16 protein-coding genes are annotated in these 15828 nt (G+C 55.1%); 7 read left to right on the top strand and 9 right to left on the bottom strand.

Features of this window, described 5'->3' with window-relative positions; translation table 11 throughout:
• Positions 1 to 635: PDZ domain-containing protein (locus IH971_08150; protein MCH7497807.1), on the top strand; the 635-nt coding region annotated here is incomplete at its 5' end.
• Positions 636 to 808: 173 nt separating this feature from the next.
• On the opposite strand, the gene IH971_08145 is transcribed toward IH971_08150, so the two are convergent.
• Complete coding sequence (locus IH971_08145) at positions 809 to 1015, bottom strand: hypothetical protein (GenBank protein ID MCH7497806.1); 207 nt, start codon at positions 1013 to 1015, stop codon at positions 809 to 811.
• 104 nt (positions 1016 to 1119) lie between these two features.
• Here IH971_08145 and IH971_08140 point away from each other — a divergent pair, with 104 nt between their 5' ends.
• Complete coding sequence (locus IH971_08140) at positions 1120 to 1497, top strand: hypothetical protein (GenBank protein MCH7497805.1); 378 nt, start codon at positions 1120 to 1122, stop codon at positions 1495 to 1497.
• Positions 1498 to 1568: 71 nt separating this feature from the next.
• Positions 1569 to 2111, top strand: a complete 543-nt coding sequence (locus IH971_08135) for a hypothetical protein (protein MCH7497804.1) — start codon at positions 1569 to 1571, stop codon at positions 2109 to 2111.
• Positions 2112 to 2242: 131 nt separating this feature from the next.
• Here the strand turns inward: IH971_08135 and IH971_08130 are convergent, their stop codons facing one another.
• The 4 genes from IH971_08130 to IH971_08115 all read right to left on the bottom strand — a co-directional run bounded on the left by IH971_08130 (position 2243) and on the right by IH971_08115 (position 5725).
• On the bottom strand, positions 2243 to 2953 hold the full coding sequence (locus tag IH971_08130; protein MCH7497803.1) for an O-methyltransferase: 711 nt from the start codon (positions 2951 to 2953) through the stop codon (positions 2243 to 2245).
• 413 nt (positions 2954 to 3366) lie between these two features.
• Entirely contained in the window at positions 3367 to 3753 is a 387-nt protein-coding gene (locus IH971_08125; GenBank protein MCH7497802.1) for a hypothetical protein, read from the bottom strand.
• A gap of 891 nt (positions 3754 to 4644) precedes the next feature.
• A complete protein-coding gene (locus tag IH971_08120; GenBank protein MCH7497801.1) occupies positions 4645 to 5001 on the bottom strand; it encodes a hypothetical protein in 357 nt (118 codons plus the stop codon).
• A 241-nt stretch (positions 5002 to 5242) separates the two neighbouring features.
• Entirely contained in the window at positions 5243 to 5725 is a 483-nt protein-coding gene (locus IH971_08115) for a DUF1905 domain-containing protein (protein ID MCH7497800.1), read from the bottom strand.
• A 217-nt stretch (positions 5726 to 5942) separates the two neighbouring features.
• Between IH971_08115 and IH971_08110 the strand changes: the two genes are divergently transcribed.
• The 4 genes from IH971_08110 to IH971_08095 are packed head-to-tail and all read left to right on the top strand — an operon-like array spanning position 5943 to position 10829.
• A complete protein-coding gene (locus IH971_08110) occupies positions 5943 to 6485 on the top strand; it encodes a class I SAM-dependent methyltransferase (GenBank protein ID MCH7497799.1) in 543 nt (180 codons plus the stop codon).
• Positions 6482 to 7720, top strand: coding sequence for a glycosyltransferase (locus IH971_08105; protein MCH7497798.1), 1239 nt, complete (start codon positions 6482 to 6484; stop codon positions 7718 to 7720). Before IH971_08110 ends, IH971_08105 begins: the two co-directional genes overlap by 4 nt.
• 57 nt (positions 7721 to 7777) lie before the next feature.
• Complete coding sequence (locus IH971_08100; GenBank protein MCH7497797.1) at positions 7778 to 8422, top strand: tetratricopeptide repeat protein; 645 nt, start codon at positions 7778 to 7780, stop codon at positions 8420 to 8422.
• Between the two features lie 40 nt (positions 8423 to 8462).
• On the top strand, positions 8463 to 10829 hold the full coding sequence (locus IH971_08095; protein MCH7497796.1) for a glycosyltransferase: 2367 nt from the start codon (positions 8463 to 8465) through the stop codon (positions 10827 to 10829).
• Positions 10830 to 11001: 172 nt separating this feature from the next.
• Here the strand turns inward: IH971_08095 and IH971_08090 are convergent, their stop codons facing one another.
• The 4 genes from IH971_08090 to IH971_08075 form a co-directional block, all read right to left on the bottom strand.
• A complete protein-coding gene (locus IH971_08090) occupies positions 11002 to 12423 on the bottom strand; it encodes a low temperature requirement protein A (protein ID MCH7497795.1) in 1422 nt (473 codons plus the stop codon).
• A 121-nt stretch (positions 12424 to 12544) separates the two neighbouring features.
• Entirely contained in the window at positions 12545 to 13675 is a 1131-nt protein-coding gene (locus tag IH971_08085) for an MFS transporter (protein ID MCH7497794.1), read from the bottom strand.
• A 110-nt stretch (positions 13676 to 13785) separates the two neighbouring features.
• Positions 13786 to 14403, bottom strand: coding sequence for an NAD(P)H-dependent oxidoreductase (locus tag IH971_08080; protein ID MCH7497793.1), 618 nt, complete (start codon positions 14401 to 14403; stop codon positions 13786 to 13788).
• Positions 14404 to 14659: 256 nt separating this feature from the next.
• Positions 14660 to 15715 (bottom strand): T9SS type A sorting domain-containing protein, encoded by a 1056-nt coding sequence (locus IH971_08075; GenBank protein MCH7497792.1) that lies wholly within the window; start codon positions 15713 to 15715, stop codon positions 14660 to 14662.
• Positions 15716 to 15828 lie beyond the last annotated feature (113 nt).

The raw sequence follows: 15828 nt of genomic DNA, 5'->3' as shown, positions 1-15828 counted from the left end.
CTGGAGAGAAGGTACTCCTCCGAGTCATCCGCAAGGGCCGCACCCGGAAGCTCAATGCCACCATTGGCGAGAGCCCCCGCGAGCGCCGCATCTTTTCGTTCGGCAGCGGTCGCTTTCCACGAGGATTTGTCTTCGATTTTGACTTCAACGACCATGGCAACGCCAACTTCTTATTCATCTCCCGCGGTCAACTGGGCGTGGAGGTCACCCGTCTTAGCTCAGACTTAGCCGCCTACTTCGAGGTCAAAGCCGAGGAAGGCTTACTGGTCCTGGACGTTTGGGATAAGTCTGTGGCCGCGACGGCAGGGCTCAGAGCAGGCGATATCATCCTCAAGGTGAACACCGCCAAAGTCTCATCGGTGGACGAGCTGCGCGAGGTCATCCGCGATCTGGACGACGGCGACGAATTTACCCTATCAATTGTCCGTCAGGGAAAACCCTTGAGCCTCACTGCCCGCATGAAGGTCGTCGAACGTGGGCGCAGATTCAGTTCAGGGCTCGAGCTCTATGATTTGCGGTTGCCGGGTATGTACTGGATGCAGTATCCCGGTGGCGACCTACGCGATGACATGGACGATCTCGAAGAAAAGCTGCAGGATTTAGGCGACCAGCTGAGTCGCCTCCGCGGCAGCTGAGCTGCCCAGCCCTCCATTCTCGCTGCCCGGTCCCAGCCGACGTTCCCCGGTTCCAACGCTGAGCCGTTGACCCGTGCCGGGTCCAATGTGGCGCCGCCACGTCACCTGCAATCAATCGAGCTCGCCGCAAAGAGCAGACTTCAATGCGCTTGCGCCAATAACAACCGCCCCCGTTACTGCGCCTGCCCCACTGCCCCCAGCTTCTTAAAGCCCCACACCGACAGCGCCCCAAAGGCGACCACCTTGGCGACATTGGCCAGAATGCGCTCCATTTCAGCCAGTCCAAGACATCCAGCGCTCGGAGCATCCCCAAGGGTGAGCAGATAAAGGAGGTTTTGGAACGGCGGAAGCACGAGCAGGGCGGGCTGGGCATCACGCATACCAGACCGGAATGCTGAGTGCTAATCGACAGGCAAAGGGTTATATTGGAGAAGCCATTTCAATGCAGCCGAAAACCGACTGCTGATCAAGGGGAGGATTACCGATGGAACGAAAACAGTTTCTGATCTATGTGGCCACCGCCACGGGCCTGCTGCCCCTGTTGATCACACAAATCGGGTGCGCCTACGATGCGCCGGGCGCGGAGGCCGAACAGGAGACGGAGGGCAGCACAGCCGGATTTAAGGTGGTATCCTCCAGGGACAACTTCCACCGCCACGAGATCATGATACTATTTGCCGATGTATCACAGCCCCCGGCCGGCGGAAAAACGATCACATCCAGCGGCCCGATCCATACTCATGACGTCGTCTTAGGGATGGCCGACTACCAGGCGCTGCAGGACGGCGAACAGGTGGTTATAACCAGCACCTTCGCCTCTCGACATAGTCACACTTTCGCAATCCAGGTATCCACCGGTTAAGTGTCCTATCTTGGCGTTGCCATCCTCCCTTGATATAGAAAGAGATTAGCTTGAGGGTAAGTGTTGCATTGTTGGCCGTCTATATCAGTGGTGGCTGCATCGCCACCCTCCAGACGGCGGAGGTTCTTCCTGAAGGGGAAAATGCAGTTACTGTGGCATATGGAGTTCCTTTCTTCGGGGAGGTTTCCGTAAGATATGGAATTGGCTGGAACTCTGGTGTGGCTATCAAAGCGGCGCTGATGGTCTCACCGATTCCAGAATGGTATATCCTTCCCATGGTTTCTCGTGAATTAAAATATCAGATTCTAGGCGCACCGTACCCGGCACTCGCCTTCATTTTGGGCGGCGGCGCGGTGGAGGGGGGACAGGGAGAGACGGTGAGAATAACAAAATTTGCCTACCCTACCCTGCTTGCTTCGTACGGCCGCCTCTATCTGGGTGGCAGATACATTTTTGATGAGGAAGCTCCGCCAGGAGGGTCGCCATTACGGGGAGGCGTTGTGGGTCTCGCTCTCGGCCCCTACAAAGGTTTCACCGTGCTGACGGAGGTCAATATCCACACTTCACAACAAACCGGTGTTTTAGTTTTTGCGGTGCTGGGAGTTCAGCGCTGAAGGTGGGAGGGATAGCCTCCTGGGCGGCTAATGGTAGGGAGAGAAGGGAGGGAATGCTAGCAAATCAGGGCCGGGAGCTTCGTTTGAGGGAGAATTGACAAAAGCGTGCCCGCAACCTTTCTGACTAGGGATCAATCACCCAGGTAGTCCGACTCAAGCACAATATCGGGAAGGACCGACTGGTACTCTAAGTGTGACCTGTGTTCCTTGGAGTGCCAAAGTATCCCTTCCTGTTCCTTCATGTATGCACGGTACTCAGGAACACCCGGTATCAGGATATTATCGGCAACTACAACGCTACCGCGATGAAACCAGCCTGTTTCGAGAATCTGGAGAAGGTCTGGCAGGTAAGCATCCTTTGCATTATCAATGAAGACAAAGTCCAGCGTGCCCGCCGAAAAGCCGCAGTCCGATTCCAAGTATCTGAGGGTCTTACCACCGTCACCAATGGTGCCGACTACCACCTGCACTCGATCACTCAATCCGGCATGGTTAATGATCTTGCGTGCGATGGCGGCATTAGCTTCTTTGAACTCAATAGAATAAAGGCGGCCTTCCTCGTGCAGCTTGCGCCCCATCCTAATCGCGCTATATCCGACATACGTGCCCAGCTCCAAGATCGTTCTAGGATGGCTGCGTTCCAGCGCAGCGTCAAGAATTTTGCCCTTTTCATCTCCTACATTCATTAGAAAGCTTTCCTGGTAGGCGAAGTCGTCGATAGTCCGAATAACATCGTCAGCGTCACCGCGTCGCGCATTGCTTAGTACCTTTCTGGCTACCCGTTCTTCACGCCCGTCGCCCACTTGCCACTCAATCAGCATCTTTTTCGTGCCAAGCATCATGCGCAGAAAGGACCAGCGCAAAAACGGCACGGGCTTGCCAAGTAGTTCATTGACAACGACCGATGCAGACAGGACTGCAGCGATCCAGATGATCCAGTTCGGCAGCGGCAGCCATGCTAAAAGTGGGATGGTGCTTCCAAGTACGCCCGCTGCTGTCAGTGTTACAATTACTGCAATGATTAGTGTAAGCCAGCGCATATAGGGTATGAGGAAAGTTACGACGTCGGTACTGGCCGCGGGGATGGCACTAGGTATGCCCACAGGCATGAAACGCGCTCACGGGGTATCCCAGGGCGTCGGTGGGGGGCAAAGTATGCCCCAAGACGATTCCACCAGCTGAACTCCCCGACGTTTGATCATGACTAAAAACTAACGGGGAGCATAGATATTTGATTTGCATCTTTAGAACCTGTTTAGACCAAAAATATTAGAACGAAAAAGCCACCTACGAGGATTAATGCGCCCAGCTCAGCTTTGAAAGCGCTGGTCCTCCGGAGTCTGCGGGATTCGCCGATGAAGGTCTGCCGGTAGACCTCACGCTGGCCTGGGGCGGCGTCCTCCAATTGTGGAGGCTCGGGTACCGACACAGGCAAAAGTGAAAACAGCAAGGGAACAGGTAAGGGCCCTACAGCGACGCCCACCAGGAAACCAGGGTCTGAATAAGTAGTAATTAATCCGAATATGCCACCGACAAACATCGCCCCAGCTCCCAGCAAGCCGCCGCCAACTCCCCAGGCATCGCCAGAGTGGCGGCGTCGGGCGTCGGCCCGGGCCAAGGCGATGATGCTCTGCTCCGTCATTCTGGTTGTGCCTACGGTTGATGGCGTGGTTACCGCCGGGGCCGGTAGTGCTGGAATGAGTTCCCCTGTCTCCGGGTCAAACCGCGGCGGTTGCTTCTCAGTTGGAACCTCTGCCAGCAGCCCGGTGAGGGGATCAAACGCGGCCGCAGGGGCAAGCGGCTCACCCGTAATGGGGTCAAACCGCAGGGTGGTGTCAGGGGGCTGCGGGCCGGCCTGGCTCTATGGAGTCGAGGCGACGAGGCCGCTACAGAGGAACAATGCAAACACCACAAATCTAACCATGATAGGCCCCCTCAGCATGTTTCCAAATTGAACTTAGACATGGAATTGCGCTTCTCAATAACCTTTTTATAGTCGCCCCGTGTAAGATGGATTTATGCACATGCAGAGGCGCCGCCGGGGCACAGCGCGGTCAGTGGGCTGATGAAAAACAGAGTCACCAGGCCTGTAATAAGTCGCGACCCGCGCCCGATGGGGCCGGGCCGGAAAATGGTCCTCGATTGCTACAGTTCAAGCTTCCTGGTAGCGGGGCTTAAACATAACCTTGTAGCGCGAAAGGTTTGATGGGAAGCTGGCCTCGCGCAGGGGCGGGCGTCTGCCGGCGAGAAACGCGCTCAGGGCACCTTGCCATAATCTCTGTTGTGCATTGACAGAATATCGCCACAGGGCATCTTATCCAATTTGATGGCGCCAGCCAAATGCCGAATCGAGGCGGCGCCCACTATGAATACCCGTCATCAGGCATTGAGCTGCGGCCTTACCCCTCTGCTTGTAGATGGGATTTGGACCAATCGTGCTGCTGAATAATAAGGAATCCCTGATCATACCTCGGTGATGGCCAGGTACAATCAGGGATTTAGCAGCTATGAGGCGCGTAGAACAGAAATTATTTCAGCGCATCTTCGGCCAACAAAATGCAGCAACTCCGCCATTAACAACTATATTCAGATATAACGGTACAGCGCCCAGTCCTTGAATAAAGATATGGTACAGGGTCACAACAACTACTAATCCAGTAAGGGTGACCATACCCTTAAAAAAATCAGCCTCCTCAGACCCGCTCATGAACCATGCTATGGCACCGACGCCTATGATGTATGTCCCCCATATCTGTTGGGTGGCCATAAAAAGTGAACTAGGCTCCATTACACCCATTCCATCAAGGACCTTTGCCGCCATAAAGAGAAAAGCTGCACCCATTAATAGACTGTAAACAGCATAAACCTTGAGAACAAGCTTGGTATTCATTGGCGCCTCATTATTATTTGATGGGTTAGTGGCAGCTGCGAAAATAATAGCCACCGGTACTTAAGTCAAGGATGAGCGCCTGTCCGATTATTCAACTTTGCATCTGAAAAGGTGAACAAGGAAGCAGCTCGATTGATGACGCGAGAGATCTCCACTGAAGATCAAGCTAACCCAATTGGACTTACCCTCAGTATCCGGCCCGGACCCCTATCTTTGACCGTCGATTGCGAAGGCTGACATCTCATTTCCTCGGGCCCTTCAGACTCGTGCCCTCCAGCAGCATTTCCAGAGATCTCGTTATCCTGCTCTCCCGAGTTTCCACCTTCTTGGCGCTCTCGATCCAATCTACGAATTCTTTTCTGTGCGAATACGAGAGCGATTCAAATGATTTACGAAGTTGCTGATTCGTTTCCCAAGCCTCGGCGAAGTCGACAGGAACCGCAACGGTTCGAGGCGCAGTGTCTCTCTCCATCACAACGTGAACCATATCCCCCGGCGTCGCCTGAATTGCATCGCGTATGGATCTATTCACAACGATGTAATGGCTGCCATCACCATGTGGTCGGGCGGAGGTACGGAACGGATACCCGTTCATGAAGCCCACGACCTTGACTTGGCCTCTGGTTCCCAACTCCTGAGTAATATCAGCTGGGATATCCAGGTACGTCCATGTTCCAACACCCTTGGGTCGAGCGAGAGGAGCGTCGAATTCAAACTTCGCCATTCACGAGCCCCCCAGGATAATTGTTGAGCTGCTAGGTGCCTCGGCCTAGCGGACTTGGCGGATCGGTGGTCATGTCGAACTGAACCGCAGGCTGCTACGACCACATTTTTCTCTGAAGTTCCTGCTGGCTCCGCCGATATTCAATATGAATGGCTTCCGTAGGCCATGTCTATTGTTTGGCACGATTTTTTCTGTCCTGTAGGAGGAGCTAGACGCGATGGGACAAATTCAGCCAGTGCAGGACATCGAGGAGTGGTTTAAGATGCCCGATCCCTGGGGTTACGAGCAACATCCCGATGATGCCAAGAGGCGGGCCATTCTTAAGTCGCTCCTGGAGGGCCGCGACTATGGGCGCGTGCTCGATATCGGCTGCGGGGACGGATTTATCACCAGGGTTTTGCCGGGCAAGGAAATCATCGGTGTCGATATTTCCGAAAACGCCGTATCTCAGGCGAGAGTAAACAGCGCGGGCCTGAGTCACATCAGGTATGAGGCCTGTTCCTTGTTTGATTTGCCACTCCCTGGCTTCAAGAACAGTTTCGACCTTATCGTATTGACGGGGGTGCTCTATCCGCAGTACATCGGCGAAGGTGATCTACTGGCATTCACGCTGCTGGATTTGATGCTGAAAAGTGGGGGCGTCATGGTCAGCTGCCACATCGACGCGTGGTACAACTTCCGTTTCCCCTACATCACGTTTCACCGTGAATACTACCGCTACAGGGAGTACAGCCATCTGTTGGAGGCCTTCTTCAAATGATCCTCCTGTATCATAAGGTTGATTTGGAGTCGCCAACGGTCTGGTGGGTGCACGTCAACGCGTTTTACAGGCAGATGCAGGCGCTGCAGAGCTACACGGTTGTCTACCTGGACGACTATCATCCCAGTGATCAAGATCAGATCGTCATCACATTTGACGGCATCTACGAAAATGTGTACCACTATGCATGGCCCATTCTTAAACATTTTGGCTACCCGTACGAGCTATTTATCGTGGGCGACACGGTGGGGAAGGACAACGCGTTCGATCAGCATGTGGAGCCACCAGCGATGTTCGCCAGCAAGGAGCAGCTTGCCGAAATGGTGCAAGCAGGCGCCAGGCTTCAGTGGCACAGCCGCACCCATCCGGACCTGACACTGCCTGAGAATCGGGCTCGAATCGATGCCGAACTTGACGTGCCGGCGGATCTTAAGAAGATCGATCCGGAGGGATTTAGGTGGTTTGGTTACCCGCACGGTAAGCACAACAAAGACCTCATCATGAAGACCAAAGAGAAATTCGCCGGGGCGCTGTCCTGCATGGCCGGGAATGACGAGGATCCTTACCAGCTTAACCGGATGATCGTCAAGAACGACACGAACCTGGCCCCAGCCACCGTTTCGCTGATTATCGCCAACTACAATTACGGTGCCTTTGCCGCCGAGGCCATTGAATCTGTATTAAGGCAGATTGTCTTGCCTGACGAAATCTTGTTTATGGATGACTGCTCCGTTGACAATTCGTTAGAGGTGGCCAAGCGGTACGAGGACAGAATCCGGATCGAGTCAAACGAAAAAAATCTCGGAATCGTTGGAAACTTCAACAAGGCCGTCTCCATGACGAGGGGAGACTACATTTGCTTTCTGGGCGCCGACAATCGATTGCGCAGCGACTATGTCATGAGGTGCCGCCAAGCCTTGGATCGTAACCGGAAGGCGGCCATCGCTTATACGCATGTTGTGTTGTTTGGCCCGCGGGCAGAGGTCGTTGCCCAGCTGGCCAAGGCCGAACCGGCGCCCAACCATCCAGGCCTCTATCTGTGGGAATTCCCTCCATGGGACCGGTCCCTGGTTGATCCTCCTCAGTTGAGCAATTTCATGCACGGGTCGTCCATGTACCGGCGGACCGTTTTTGAACAGGTGGGAGGGTACCTGGAGACCGATGGTCCCGAAGACCACAATCTTTTTGCACGAATGACCAAAACTGGCTGGGATGCGGTTCTGGTTCCTGAATAGCTGCTTGAATACCGGCAACATTCGAATGAACGGGCTAATACCGTCCTAAACACGGAGATGGAAGTAGCCTACTATCGGCGGATGGTGAGCAGGCAAAATGAGGAACTGGACAGGATCAGGGCGGCTGCAGTCGGTCCCGTCACAAGGCAACAAGTGCTAGCCAAGAGTCTTGGTCTGCTCAAGCAGGCCGCTGATGCAGGCGGTGTGGAAAGCGGTTTGACGCTGGCAGACAAGGTGTTCAACCAGTTCAAGGAGCACGGGCAATTGCTCCATCATTACGGCCAGCTCTTGGTACACCGGGGAGATTTGGAGGAGGCACTGCATTTCCTCCGCGTTGCGTTGAAATACGATGATGAGCTGGCGGCCGCACACAATGATCTGGCCAGCGTCTTAATTGCCGTGGGAAAACCGGATCAGGCGACCCATCACATGACGGAGGCAACCCGCTGCGAGCCGGACAACCTGATGTATCTCGAAAACCTTGGGGATCTATACCTGATCGCGGGGAATGTGGAGCTGGCTTTGCGGACATACCACGATATTCTGGGAAAGCAGCCCGCAAACAATGACTTGAGATTCAAGATCGCCCAGGTATATGCCGAATCGCATCAACACCCCGAGGCCGTGGAACTGTGCTACGCCCTGATTGAGCAGGATCCAGGTCATCCGGGCGCAAAACGGCTACTGAGCCAGCTGGGCTAATGGATCGCCTGAGCCGCCTCTCCGTTCGATTGGATCACCTATGAAAGTTCTGCTCTTTGTGGAGAACATCGGGGCGATCGCCCAGATCAGACTTCTGAGGCCTTTCGAGAAGCTTCAGGAGGCTTGCGTGCTGACCTGTGATCAATATGTAATGGACAAACCGCGTCAATTTGACTTTGCTCAGTTCGATAAGTACGATGTGGTCATCTTTCAAAGGACCAGTTCGCCCGAGACCGTAAATCTGATGAGGCAGGCTCAGAAGCGAAACACCAGAGTGATCTACGATATCGATGACAACCTGCTGGATATTCCCCCTGAACATATCTTTTTCGACGAGTTTCAAGACAGTGCCATCACCAATGCCATACGATCCCATCTGGCGGAGGCCGACCTTGTGACCGTTTCTACCGGCGTTCTCTGGAGCGCCCTGGCGGAATTCTCAGCGCACAGAGTGGTCGTTCAGAATGAAATCGATTTGAATCTGTTCCCGCCTCCACAGGCAAAGTTGAAGGACCAGGTAACGATTGCATACGCAGGTGGCATAACGCATGGGCGCGACCTGGAGCCGGTCGTCCCAGCCCTTGTGGAGTTGCTTGAGGAGTATAAGTCGGCCATCCGCGTTGTGCTGTTTTATCTGCGGCCGGCGAGCCTGAAAAAGTATCCGCAAGTTCTTCACCTCGGTGGTTTTCCCGAGTATCAGCAGTATGCGAGGCTGTTACAGGAGGCAAAGATTGACATTGGGCTGGCACCGTTGCGGGACGACAAGTTTAATAGCGCCAAAAGCGACGTGAAGTACTTGGAGTATGGCAGCCAGGCCGTGGCGGGCGTGTACAGTCGATCCTTGCCCTACAGCTCAGTCGTCGATGGGGAGACCGGCCTCTTTGTCGAAGGGGATGATGCTGGGATGTGGTATGATCGCATCAAATATCTGATCGAGAATCCAGAGGAGCGTGAACGTATGGGAAACAATGCAATGTTGGATGTGCGCGGCAACAGAACCTCCGATCACATGGCACAGACCTGGCTCAGGACCCTGAACAATCTGTCTGCCTCAGACACCGTTATACCCGCCAAACCGGTCGTTTCGATCATCATGCTCACCTACAACGCGCTCAAGTACACGAAAGAGTGCGTCGAGTCAATCAGGCGGCACACGTTCTATCCCCATGAGATCGTCTTTGTGGATAACGGCTCCAAAGACGGGACGGTGGGCTACCTGGAGGAACTGACCACAGCGAACCCGCATTACCGGCTCATCGCCAATAAGACCAATATGGGCTTCGCAGCCGGCAACAATCTGGGCGTCGGCGCGGCGCGCGGCGAGTATGTCCTGATGCTCAACAATGACGTGCTCGTGGGTCCCGGGTGGTTGGAGGACCTGGTGAGCTCTCTTGAGCGCCACCCCAAGATCGGCCTGGTGGGGCCCTTAACCAATCACATTAGCGGACGCCAGGCGATCGCCCACGTGCCTTATGAGGACACCGACGGATTCTATCAGTTTTCGGCCCAGGTCAGGGAGGCTAAGAAGGGGGTGCTGACCCCTCGTCGCAGAATCGCAGGTTTTGCGCTGCTGCTGAGGCGGTCACTCTTTGAGCAGGTTGGCGGGCTGGCGCAAGTATTTGGGTCGGGAAACTACGAAGATGACGATCTTTGCCTACGCGTTGCCGAGCTGGGCTATGCCATCATGGTGGACGAGGGCACCTACCTCCACCACTACGGCAGTCAAACGTTTACCGCCAACGGAATAGATTACGCAGCTTCGCTCAAACGGAACGAGAAACTGTTCAGAAAGCGATGGCCGGATGTCGATCACAAGTGGCTGCTCGAATTTGATGAGCCACTGGCGGAAAGCCACAAGGCCGAGCTCGACAAGGCTGCCGTGGCCCTTGAGGGCGGTGAACTGGGTGCGGCCGAGACAATCTGCGCGCAAGTTATCCGGGAAAACCCCCTTTCAGCCAGCGCATATCATGGGCTGGGACTTTGTGCCCATCTCAAGGGTAATCACGACACGGCCAGATCCTACTACCAAAGCGCCCTTCAGCACGATCCGGCTTTACACCCCGCAATCAAGAGCCTGGCCCGCCTTGACTTGGCGGCAGGCAATGCTTCCGATTCACAAATAGGGCTGCTCAGACTGCTGGAAAAGGATCAGGACGATTTTGAGGCCCGCCTGCTGCTAGCCAACGTGCTTTTGAGGCAGGAGCAGTTTGAGGATGCAGTCCACCTGCTCATCAGCATTACCAGGGATGACCCTGACGATTACGACGGGCATATGACTCTTGCAGCGCTGTATGATGAGCTGGAGCAGGGTGAGAAGGTAGTCGAACTTATGAATGTGGTGCTTGCCACCCGGCCTCACGATGAAGATGCCATAGACCTGATGGCGAAGTACGCCCCGATTAGTTAGCTAGATCTGCAGCCCTGCCCACCCGGCGATCAAGCGCAAACCTCATGCCCATTCCGGTCCTACCGTCCTCTGGGGCTCGAACCCTTGACGGCGGACTCGTGGCGCTCAGCGCAACTGTCGAGCAACCAGCCGCCGTATCCGCAGCGTAGCCTGTCCATAAGTGGATTCTTGCTCAGACCTTGGCCGTGCCCTCATCCGCTTGCCTGTAGCTCAGGGCACCGCTGGGACAGTGCGCGATGGTGCTCATGATCGCCTCAGCGTTAGCACCACCTGCATTTACCCAAGGTCGATTTCTTAGATTAAAGACCTCCGGGAGACGGGTCAGGCATTCCGCCGAATGTATGCAGATCTTAGGATCGAACTGCACGATGACATCCGTCCCATGGTACTCTTTGGCTGGCTGGGTCTTTGCCGGAAGGCCCGTCTGCTCTGTGCTCGAATAAACGTGGCTTAAAATGGCGGCCCGCCGCTGCAGTTCCAGCATCGTAATGACCACCGAGACGACGCCGAAAATAACGAGGATCCCCATAGGTCGTAGTGGATCTCCTAACAGAACGAGGGGAGTGATGCCTACCAACGCAATGCCGTAGGTCGCAGTTAGCCGTCGTCTTTCTCGATGCGGATAGGTGATCAGTTGCAGGCTATAGAAGGCCGCAATCCACAAGGCCAGCCCGCCCCCCAGGAGCCGCAAGGTCTCGGGCGGGAAGGCAGCACGGTCGGAATCCACGATGCTGTGTTCAATGCCGACACCCATGGCAACCAGCCCGATGAGCATCGGCAAATGGAGGAACATGTACGCCTGTCCGTTTCCCAGGGTACACTCCAGGACGGCCCGGTCCACGTAGCCGAAATAATTCCACCAGATTGAAGTAGCGATCGCGAATCCCACGATAGCCGCCACGACGGCCAGGGGATTCCAGTTTACGTCGCCAACACTGGTGATAATGGCAAGGATTGCCTCACCCAGCACGATAATTGTGAACAGACCGACCCGTTCCGGAAGATGAAATGTGTGCACGGGGAATTGTCGTGCAACGTTGCGAGCCAGAAGAAAGGTGCCGAACTCGATGCCGATGCCTGCTGCCCAAAACATGTAGCGAAGTGGGGGTTGGACGGCGATGGAGATGAGCCAGAGCGCTGCTCCCGCGGAATAGCCGGCCAGAAAGAATGCTGTGAGCCTGTTGGCCTCCGGATATTCCGTGCGGGCGCGAACGTACAGAATCAGGAGGGTTGCTCTGGTCGCTACATACGCGGCGGCGAACCCCGCTGATCCCGACCCCAATGCTTCGGGGAGCTGCACGGCCAAGGCCGCAGACGCGAGCATCTGGAGAATGGTCATGCTCCGCTGAAAGTTGTCATCCCCGCCGAAACGGGTTGCAAATATGGTGTGACCTGCCCAGGACCACCAGACGGGAATGAACAGGCCAACGAAGACGGCGAAACCCTTAATACTCAAGTTGTCGCTGAGTTGGTGGGCCAAGACCGCGACGGCAACGACGTAAACCAGATCATAGAAAAGTTCCAACCAGGTGGCGTGGCGGTGTTCAGTGGGTGATCCACCATCAAAGTCTGAGGTTGTAAGGGATGACGTCATTGAATCAACCATCGGGATAAAGTTACACCCTCAGCAATTAAAGGATACGCATTTGCCGGACCGCGCTGGTGGCTCCCGGTTGCTATCCCGGAAGGCAGTATGAAGATCGCCGAGGCGAATATCAGGAATTTGAACGTAATTTGCGTTGACTTATCGCCATCCCGATGAATGCTACCGCCAGCAGGAGGGAGACCCCCCCAATAATCCCGAAGGTGCCGCTCATGCCTGCCCGCGCCACCATGGGTTGCGTAATGATGGGCGTAATGAACTGCCCGACGAAAAGTGCCGCACTCAGCCCACCAATGGCACGCCCACGTAGTGCGGTGGGAGTAATTGAAGCTATCCAGACATTCAGATTCGGCGGAAACAGTCCCAAACCCAGCCCGCCAATCAACAACCCGCCCATAATGAGCGCATAACTGGTCGTGAGGCCGACAATCAAATGGTTGATGCCCACGGTGAGAAAAAATAGGCCAAAAATGCCCTGAAAGGAGAGTCGCGCCTTCAGTCGATGATATTGCAGCGCAATGATAATGGCGGGCAAAGTCTGCAGTGAAAGCGCCAGCCCCACCTGGCTGTTACTCGCTCCAACTTGAGCAATAAGGTAGAAGGGCAGCTGTACCGGGAAGACGAAGAAAATGAACATGCCCACAAAGGCCGTGGTGTAGATGAGTCCGATAGTTCGTATGGGCAGTGAGCCGCTATTGGCGAGGCTTGCCTGCCTTGCATCCCCCGCCTGACTCCTGGTTTCATCAACGGCAAACAGCACGCCCGGCAGAACAAGGAAGGCAGATAGATAAATCAGAAAGGGGAACCTCCACCCTATGTCGGCAAGAACTCCAGACAGCAGCAGATAGACCATCCCACCGAGGCCTATTGCCGCTCCCTGGTAGCCCATGAATTGATTGAGTTTGGCCCCCGTGAAATGGTCGCCAATCAGCGTTGTAAAACCGCTGATGATGCCTGCCACAGCCACACCCAACAGGGCTCTTCCAACTAATATGCTGAAAAGAGAGCTCAATAAGAATCCCGACGAACCGGCAAGGCCGTACAATATCAAAGAGACGATGAGGACCGGTTTTCGCCCCAGGGAGTCCAGGAGCATACCTGCGAACGGGGCGCTCAGTGCAATAAAGAGCGCGGGCATCGTCAACACGAGCCGGACCAGAAATTCGGCGTTCGGCACGTCTTGAAATGCGACGGTCATATCGGGGAGGGCGGGCGCAAGCGCAGCTCCAGCCAGGACCGTCATCGTACTGCCCAGCAGGATAGTCAGGTTGCGAATACTGGTTCTGCTGATGCTCGCCTCAAATCATGGAGCTAGGCGTTAACCTGGATTCCTGCGCTGCAACCGGCTGGCGCCTACTTAGGTTGCGGCTCCACGGCACCGTGCCCAGCATCATAATCAGAGTAACCGGAAACGCTGAATTGTTTGGCAGCTCGCACGACCTCCTGACCGAGCGAGCGCAATTGCTGTGCTATTTGAGGCTCACGTGGCTGCCCGTCTGCGTCGAAGGCCTGCATAGCTCGAGGAATAGGGATAACCAGGGGGACTGTCCATCCCCGTAGCGCGCGAACAACAAACTCCATGGTGTTAACCGCCTGCAATCCCTGAACTCCGCCGGCGGTGCTGATTAGACCGACTACCTTGTTCGTGAGATAGGGAGGTTCGCGACTGCTCAATAGCTCGAGCCAGTCTAGAGCGTTCTTGAAGGAACCACTAATGGTGCCATGATACAGTGGGCTACTCCAGATCAGGCCAGCAGCATCGTAAACCGCAGCGGCCAGTTTTGTGGCGGACGCCGGGACATCTTGTGTTCTGGGAACGAACATAGGCAAGTTAAGGCTGGCAATGTTGATCAGCTCGGTGCGCGCCTCGGCCTCCCCGGCGCCTTCCAGAGCAATTTTCAAGGCAGCAAGACTCGTTGATGCGGGAGCCATTGAACCCCCGATGCCGACGATGGTCAAAGACGTATTCATCAGACGCTGGCTCCTGTTCTTGAGTTTCGATCCAATACGGTCATTTTGCCCAACCCGTGTATGGAATTAGAATTACATCTATATCGCGTGCCACACGTCGTCGGTCCATTGCAAGACGGGTGTACGCGCTGCTCGCAGCCTCAAATTTGGCCATCAGAGCAGGATGAATACGAACAGGTGCCAGCGGTGTGGCTGTCGATAAAGCAGGCGCCTTATCTGGAACGTACCCGGAAAAATGCAATTGCGTTGCGTTTCCCTACCTCAGGAGCACCATCTTGATGGACTTGGTATACTGAGGTGTCACCATGCGACCGATATAAATGCCGCTGGGCATTTCCTGCCCGCCAGTCGTGCGGCCATCCCAGACCACGTGGTGGTACCCAGCCGGCCAAGCCCGATCCAGTAGCCGGGCGACTTCGCGGCCCTGGAGATCATAGACCACCAGCCGCACTGCCGCTGCCTGGGGCAGGTCGAAGCGCAGGGTGGTAACGGGATTGAAGGGGTTGGGGTAGCTGGGATACAAAGCGTGCGTAGTTGGTAAGAGTAGCGCATGCTCGAGAGCCAGCGTTGCGGGCGTAGCGCTCACCGCGCTTGAAAATTCGCTTTCCATGAGGGCTGTATCCACCGCTGTCACCCTGTAATAGTAGGTAATACCATTAACTAAGCCCGAGATGGATTTCGTCGTGTCGCTGATGCCGCCGACGGTGCTGTCCACCTTGCTCGTGGGACCAGGAGACGTACCACCGTAAATGTAGTAGCGGAAGAAATCGGTTTCGGTGTTAGGAGACCAAGTGAGAGTGATCTGTCCGTCGCCGGGGGTGGCAGTGAGGTTGGTAGGGGCGTCTATTCTAAACGGGCCCTCAACGATCAGAGTACCGCTGAAGCCGTGCACGGTATGTTGGATGACGAAGCGCCCGGTATCGTCAGGGGTGAACTCGAACTTCGTGATCTGGGCTCTGTTGCCGAGGCGACGCTTCACATTGCCGGGTGACGTGGTTGCAGGAGCCGCTATCCACGGCTCAATACTGACCCAATGGTCGGTATCCAGACTGATGTTGTAGATAGTTAACGGGATATCCGTCAACGCGTGGATAGTAGGCGGATATATTTTCGATTCAGCGTTGCTGTGAATGAGTGCAACGCCCTGCTGGCCGTTAGCTCTCACTGTTTGATCCACTGCGAGTGAATCATCCACGATGATGATGTCACCCGTAAATCCATGACCGAGGTTAAGAATTTGAAATGTGCCCGATACCAGTGGCGTAAAATCCACCTGCAGAATCTTGCCTACGCGCATCAGGTCAGTTGTCATAATGAAAGGAAGTATGCGCAATTCATTTTGATGTTCACTTGCATTAGGGGTGAAATGGAGCCGCAAAGGTTGACCTACGCGTGAAATAATTGGATCGGGAAAGAAATCCGAAT

It is taken from the genome of Candidatus Neomarinimicrobiota bacterium (assembly GCA_022560655.1).
Classification (GTDB): domain Bacteria; phylum Fidelibacterota; class Marinisomatia; order SCGC-AAA003-L08; family TS1B11; genus JADFSS01.
Note: the sequence above shows the minus strand (reverse complement) of the source record. Positions and strands in the feature narration are given on the sequence as shown.

What these genes read in the sequence shown, in the direction of transcription:
- IH971_08145 (MCH7497806.1), bottom strand. Translation starts at nt 1,015, where the DNA reads ATGCGTGATGCCCAGCCCGCCCTGCTCGTGCTTCCGCCGTTCCAAAAC.
- IH971_08140 (MCH7497805.1), top strand. Translation starts at nt 1,120, where the DNA reads ATGGAACGAAAACAGTTTCTGATCTATGTGGCCACCGCCACGGGCCTG.
- IH971_08130 (MCH7497803.1), bottom strand. Translation starts at nt 2,953, where the DNA reads ATGATGCTTGGCACGAAAAAGATGCTGATTGAGTGGCAAGTGGGCGAC.
- IH971_08125 (MCH7497802.1), bottom strand. Translation starts at nt 3,753, where the DNA reads ATGACGGAGCAGAGCATCATCGCCTTGGCCCGGGCCGACGCCCGACGC.
- IH971_08120 (MCH7497801.1), bottom strand. Translation starts at nt 5,001, where the DNA reads ATGAATACCAAGCTTGTTCTCAAGGTTTATGCTGTTTACAGTCTATTA.
- IH971_08115 (MCH7497800.1), bottom strand. Translation starts at nt 5,725, where the DNA reads ATGGCGAAGTTTGAATTCGACGCTCCTCTCGCTCGACCCAAGGGTGTT.
- IH971_08110 (MCH7497799.1), top strand. Translation starts at nt 5,943, where the DNA reads ATGGGACAAATTCAGCCAGTGCAGGACATCGAGGAGTGGTTTAAGATG.
- IH971_08105 (MCH7497798.1), top strand. Translation starts at nt 6,482, where the DNA reads ATGATCCTCCTGTATCATAAGGTTGATTTGGAGTCGCCAACGGTCTGG.
- IH971_08100 (MCH7497797.1), top strand. Translation starts at nt 7,778, where the DNA reads ATGGAAGTAGCCTACTATCGGCGGATGGTGAGCAGGCAAAATGAGGAA.
- IH971_08095 (MCH7497796.1), top strand. Translation starts at nt 8,463, where the DNA reads ATGAAAGTTCTGCTCTTTGTGGAGAACATCGGGGCGATCGCCCAGATC.
- IH971_08090 (MCH7497795.1), bottom strand. Translation starts at nt 12,423, where the DNA reads ATGACGTCATCCCTTACAACCTCAGACTTTGATGGTGGATCACCCACT.
- IH971_08085 (MCH7497794.1), bottom strand. Translation starts at nt 13,675, where the DNA reads ATGACGGTCCTGGCTGGAGCTGCGCTTGCGCCCGCCCTCCCCGATATG.
- IH971_08080 (MCH7497793.1), bottom strand. Translation starts at nt 14,403, where the DNA reads ATGAATACGTCTTTGACCATCGTCGGCATCGGGGGTTCAATGGCTCCC.
- IH971_08075 (MCH7497792.1), bottom strand. Translation starts at nt 15,715, where the DNA reads ATGACAACTGACCTGATGCGCGTAGGCAAGATTCTGCAGGTGGATTTT.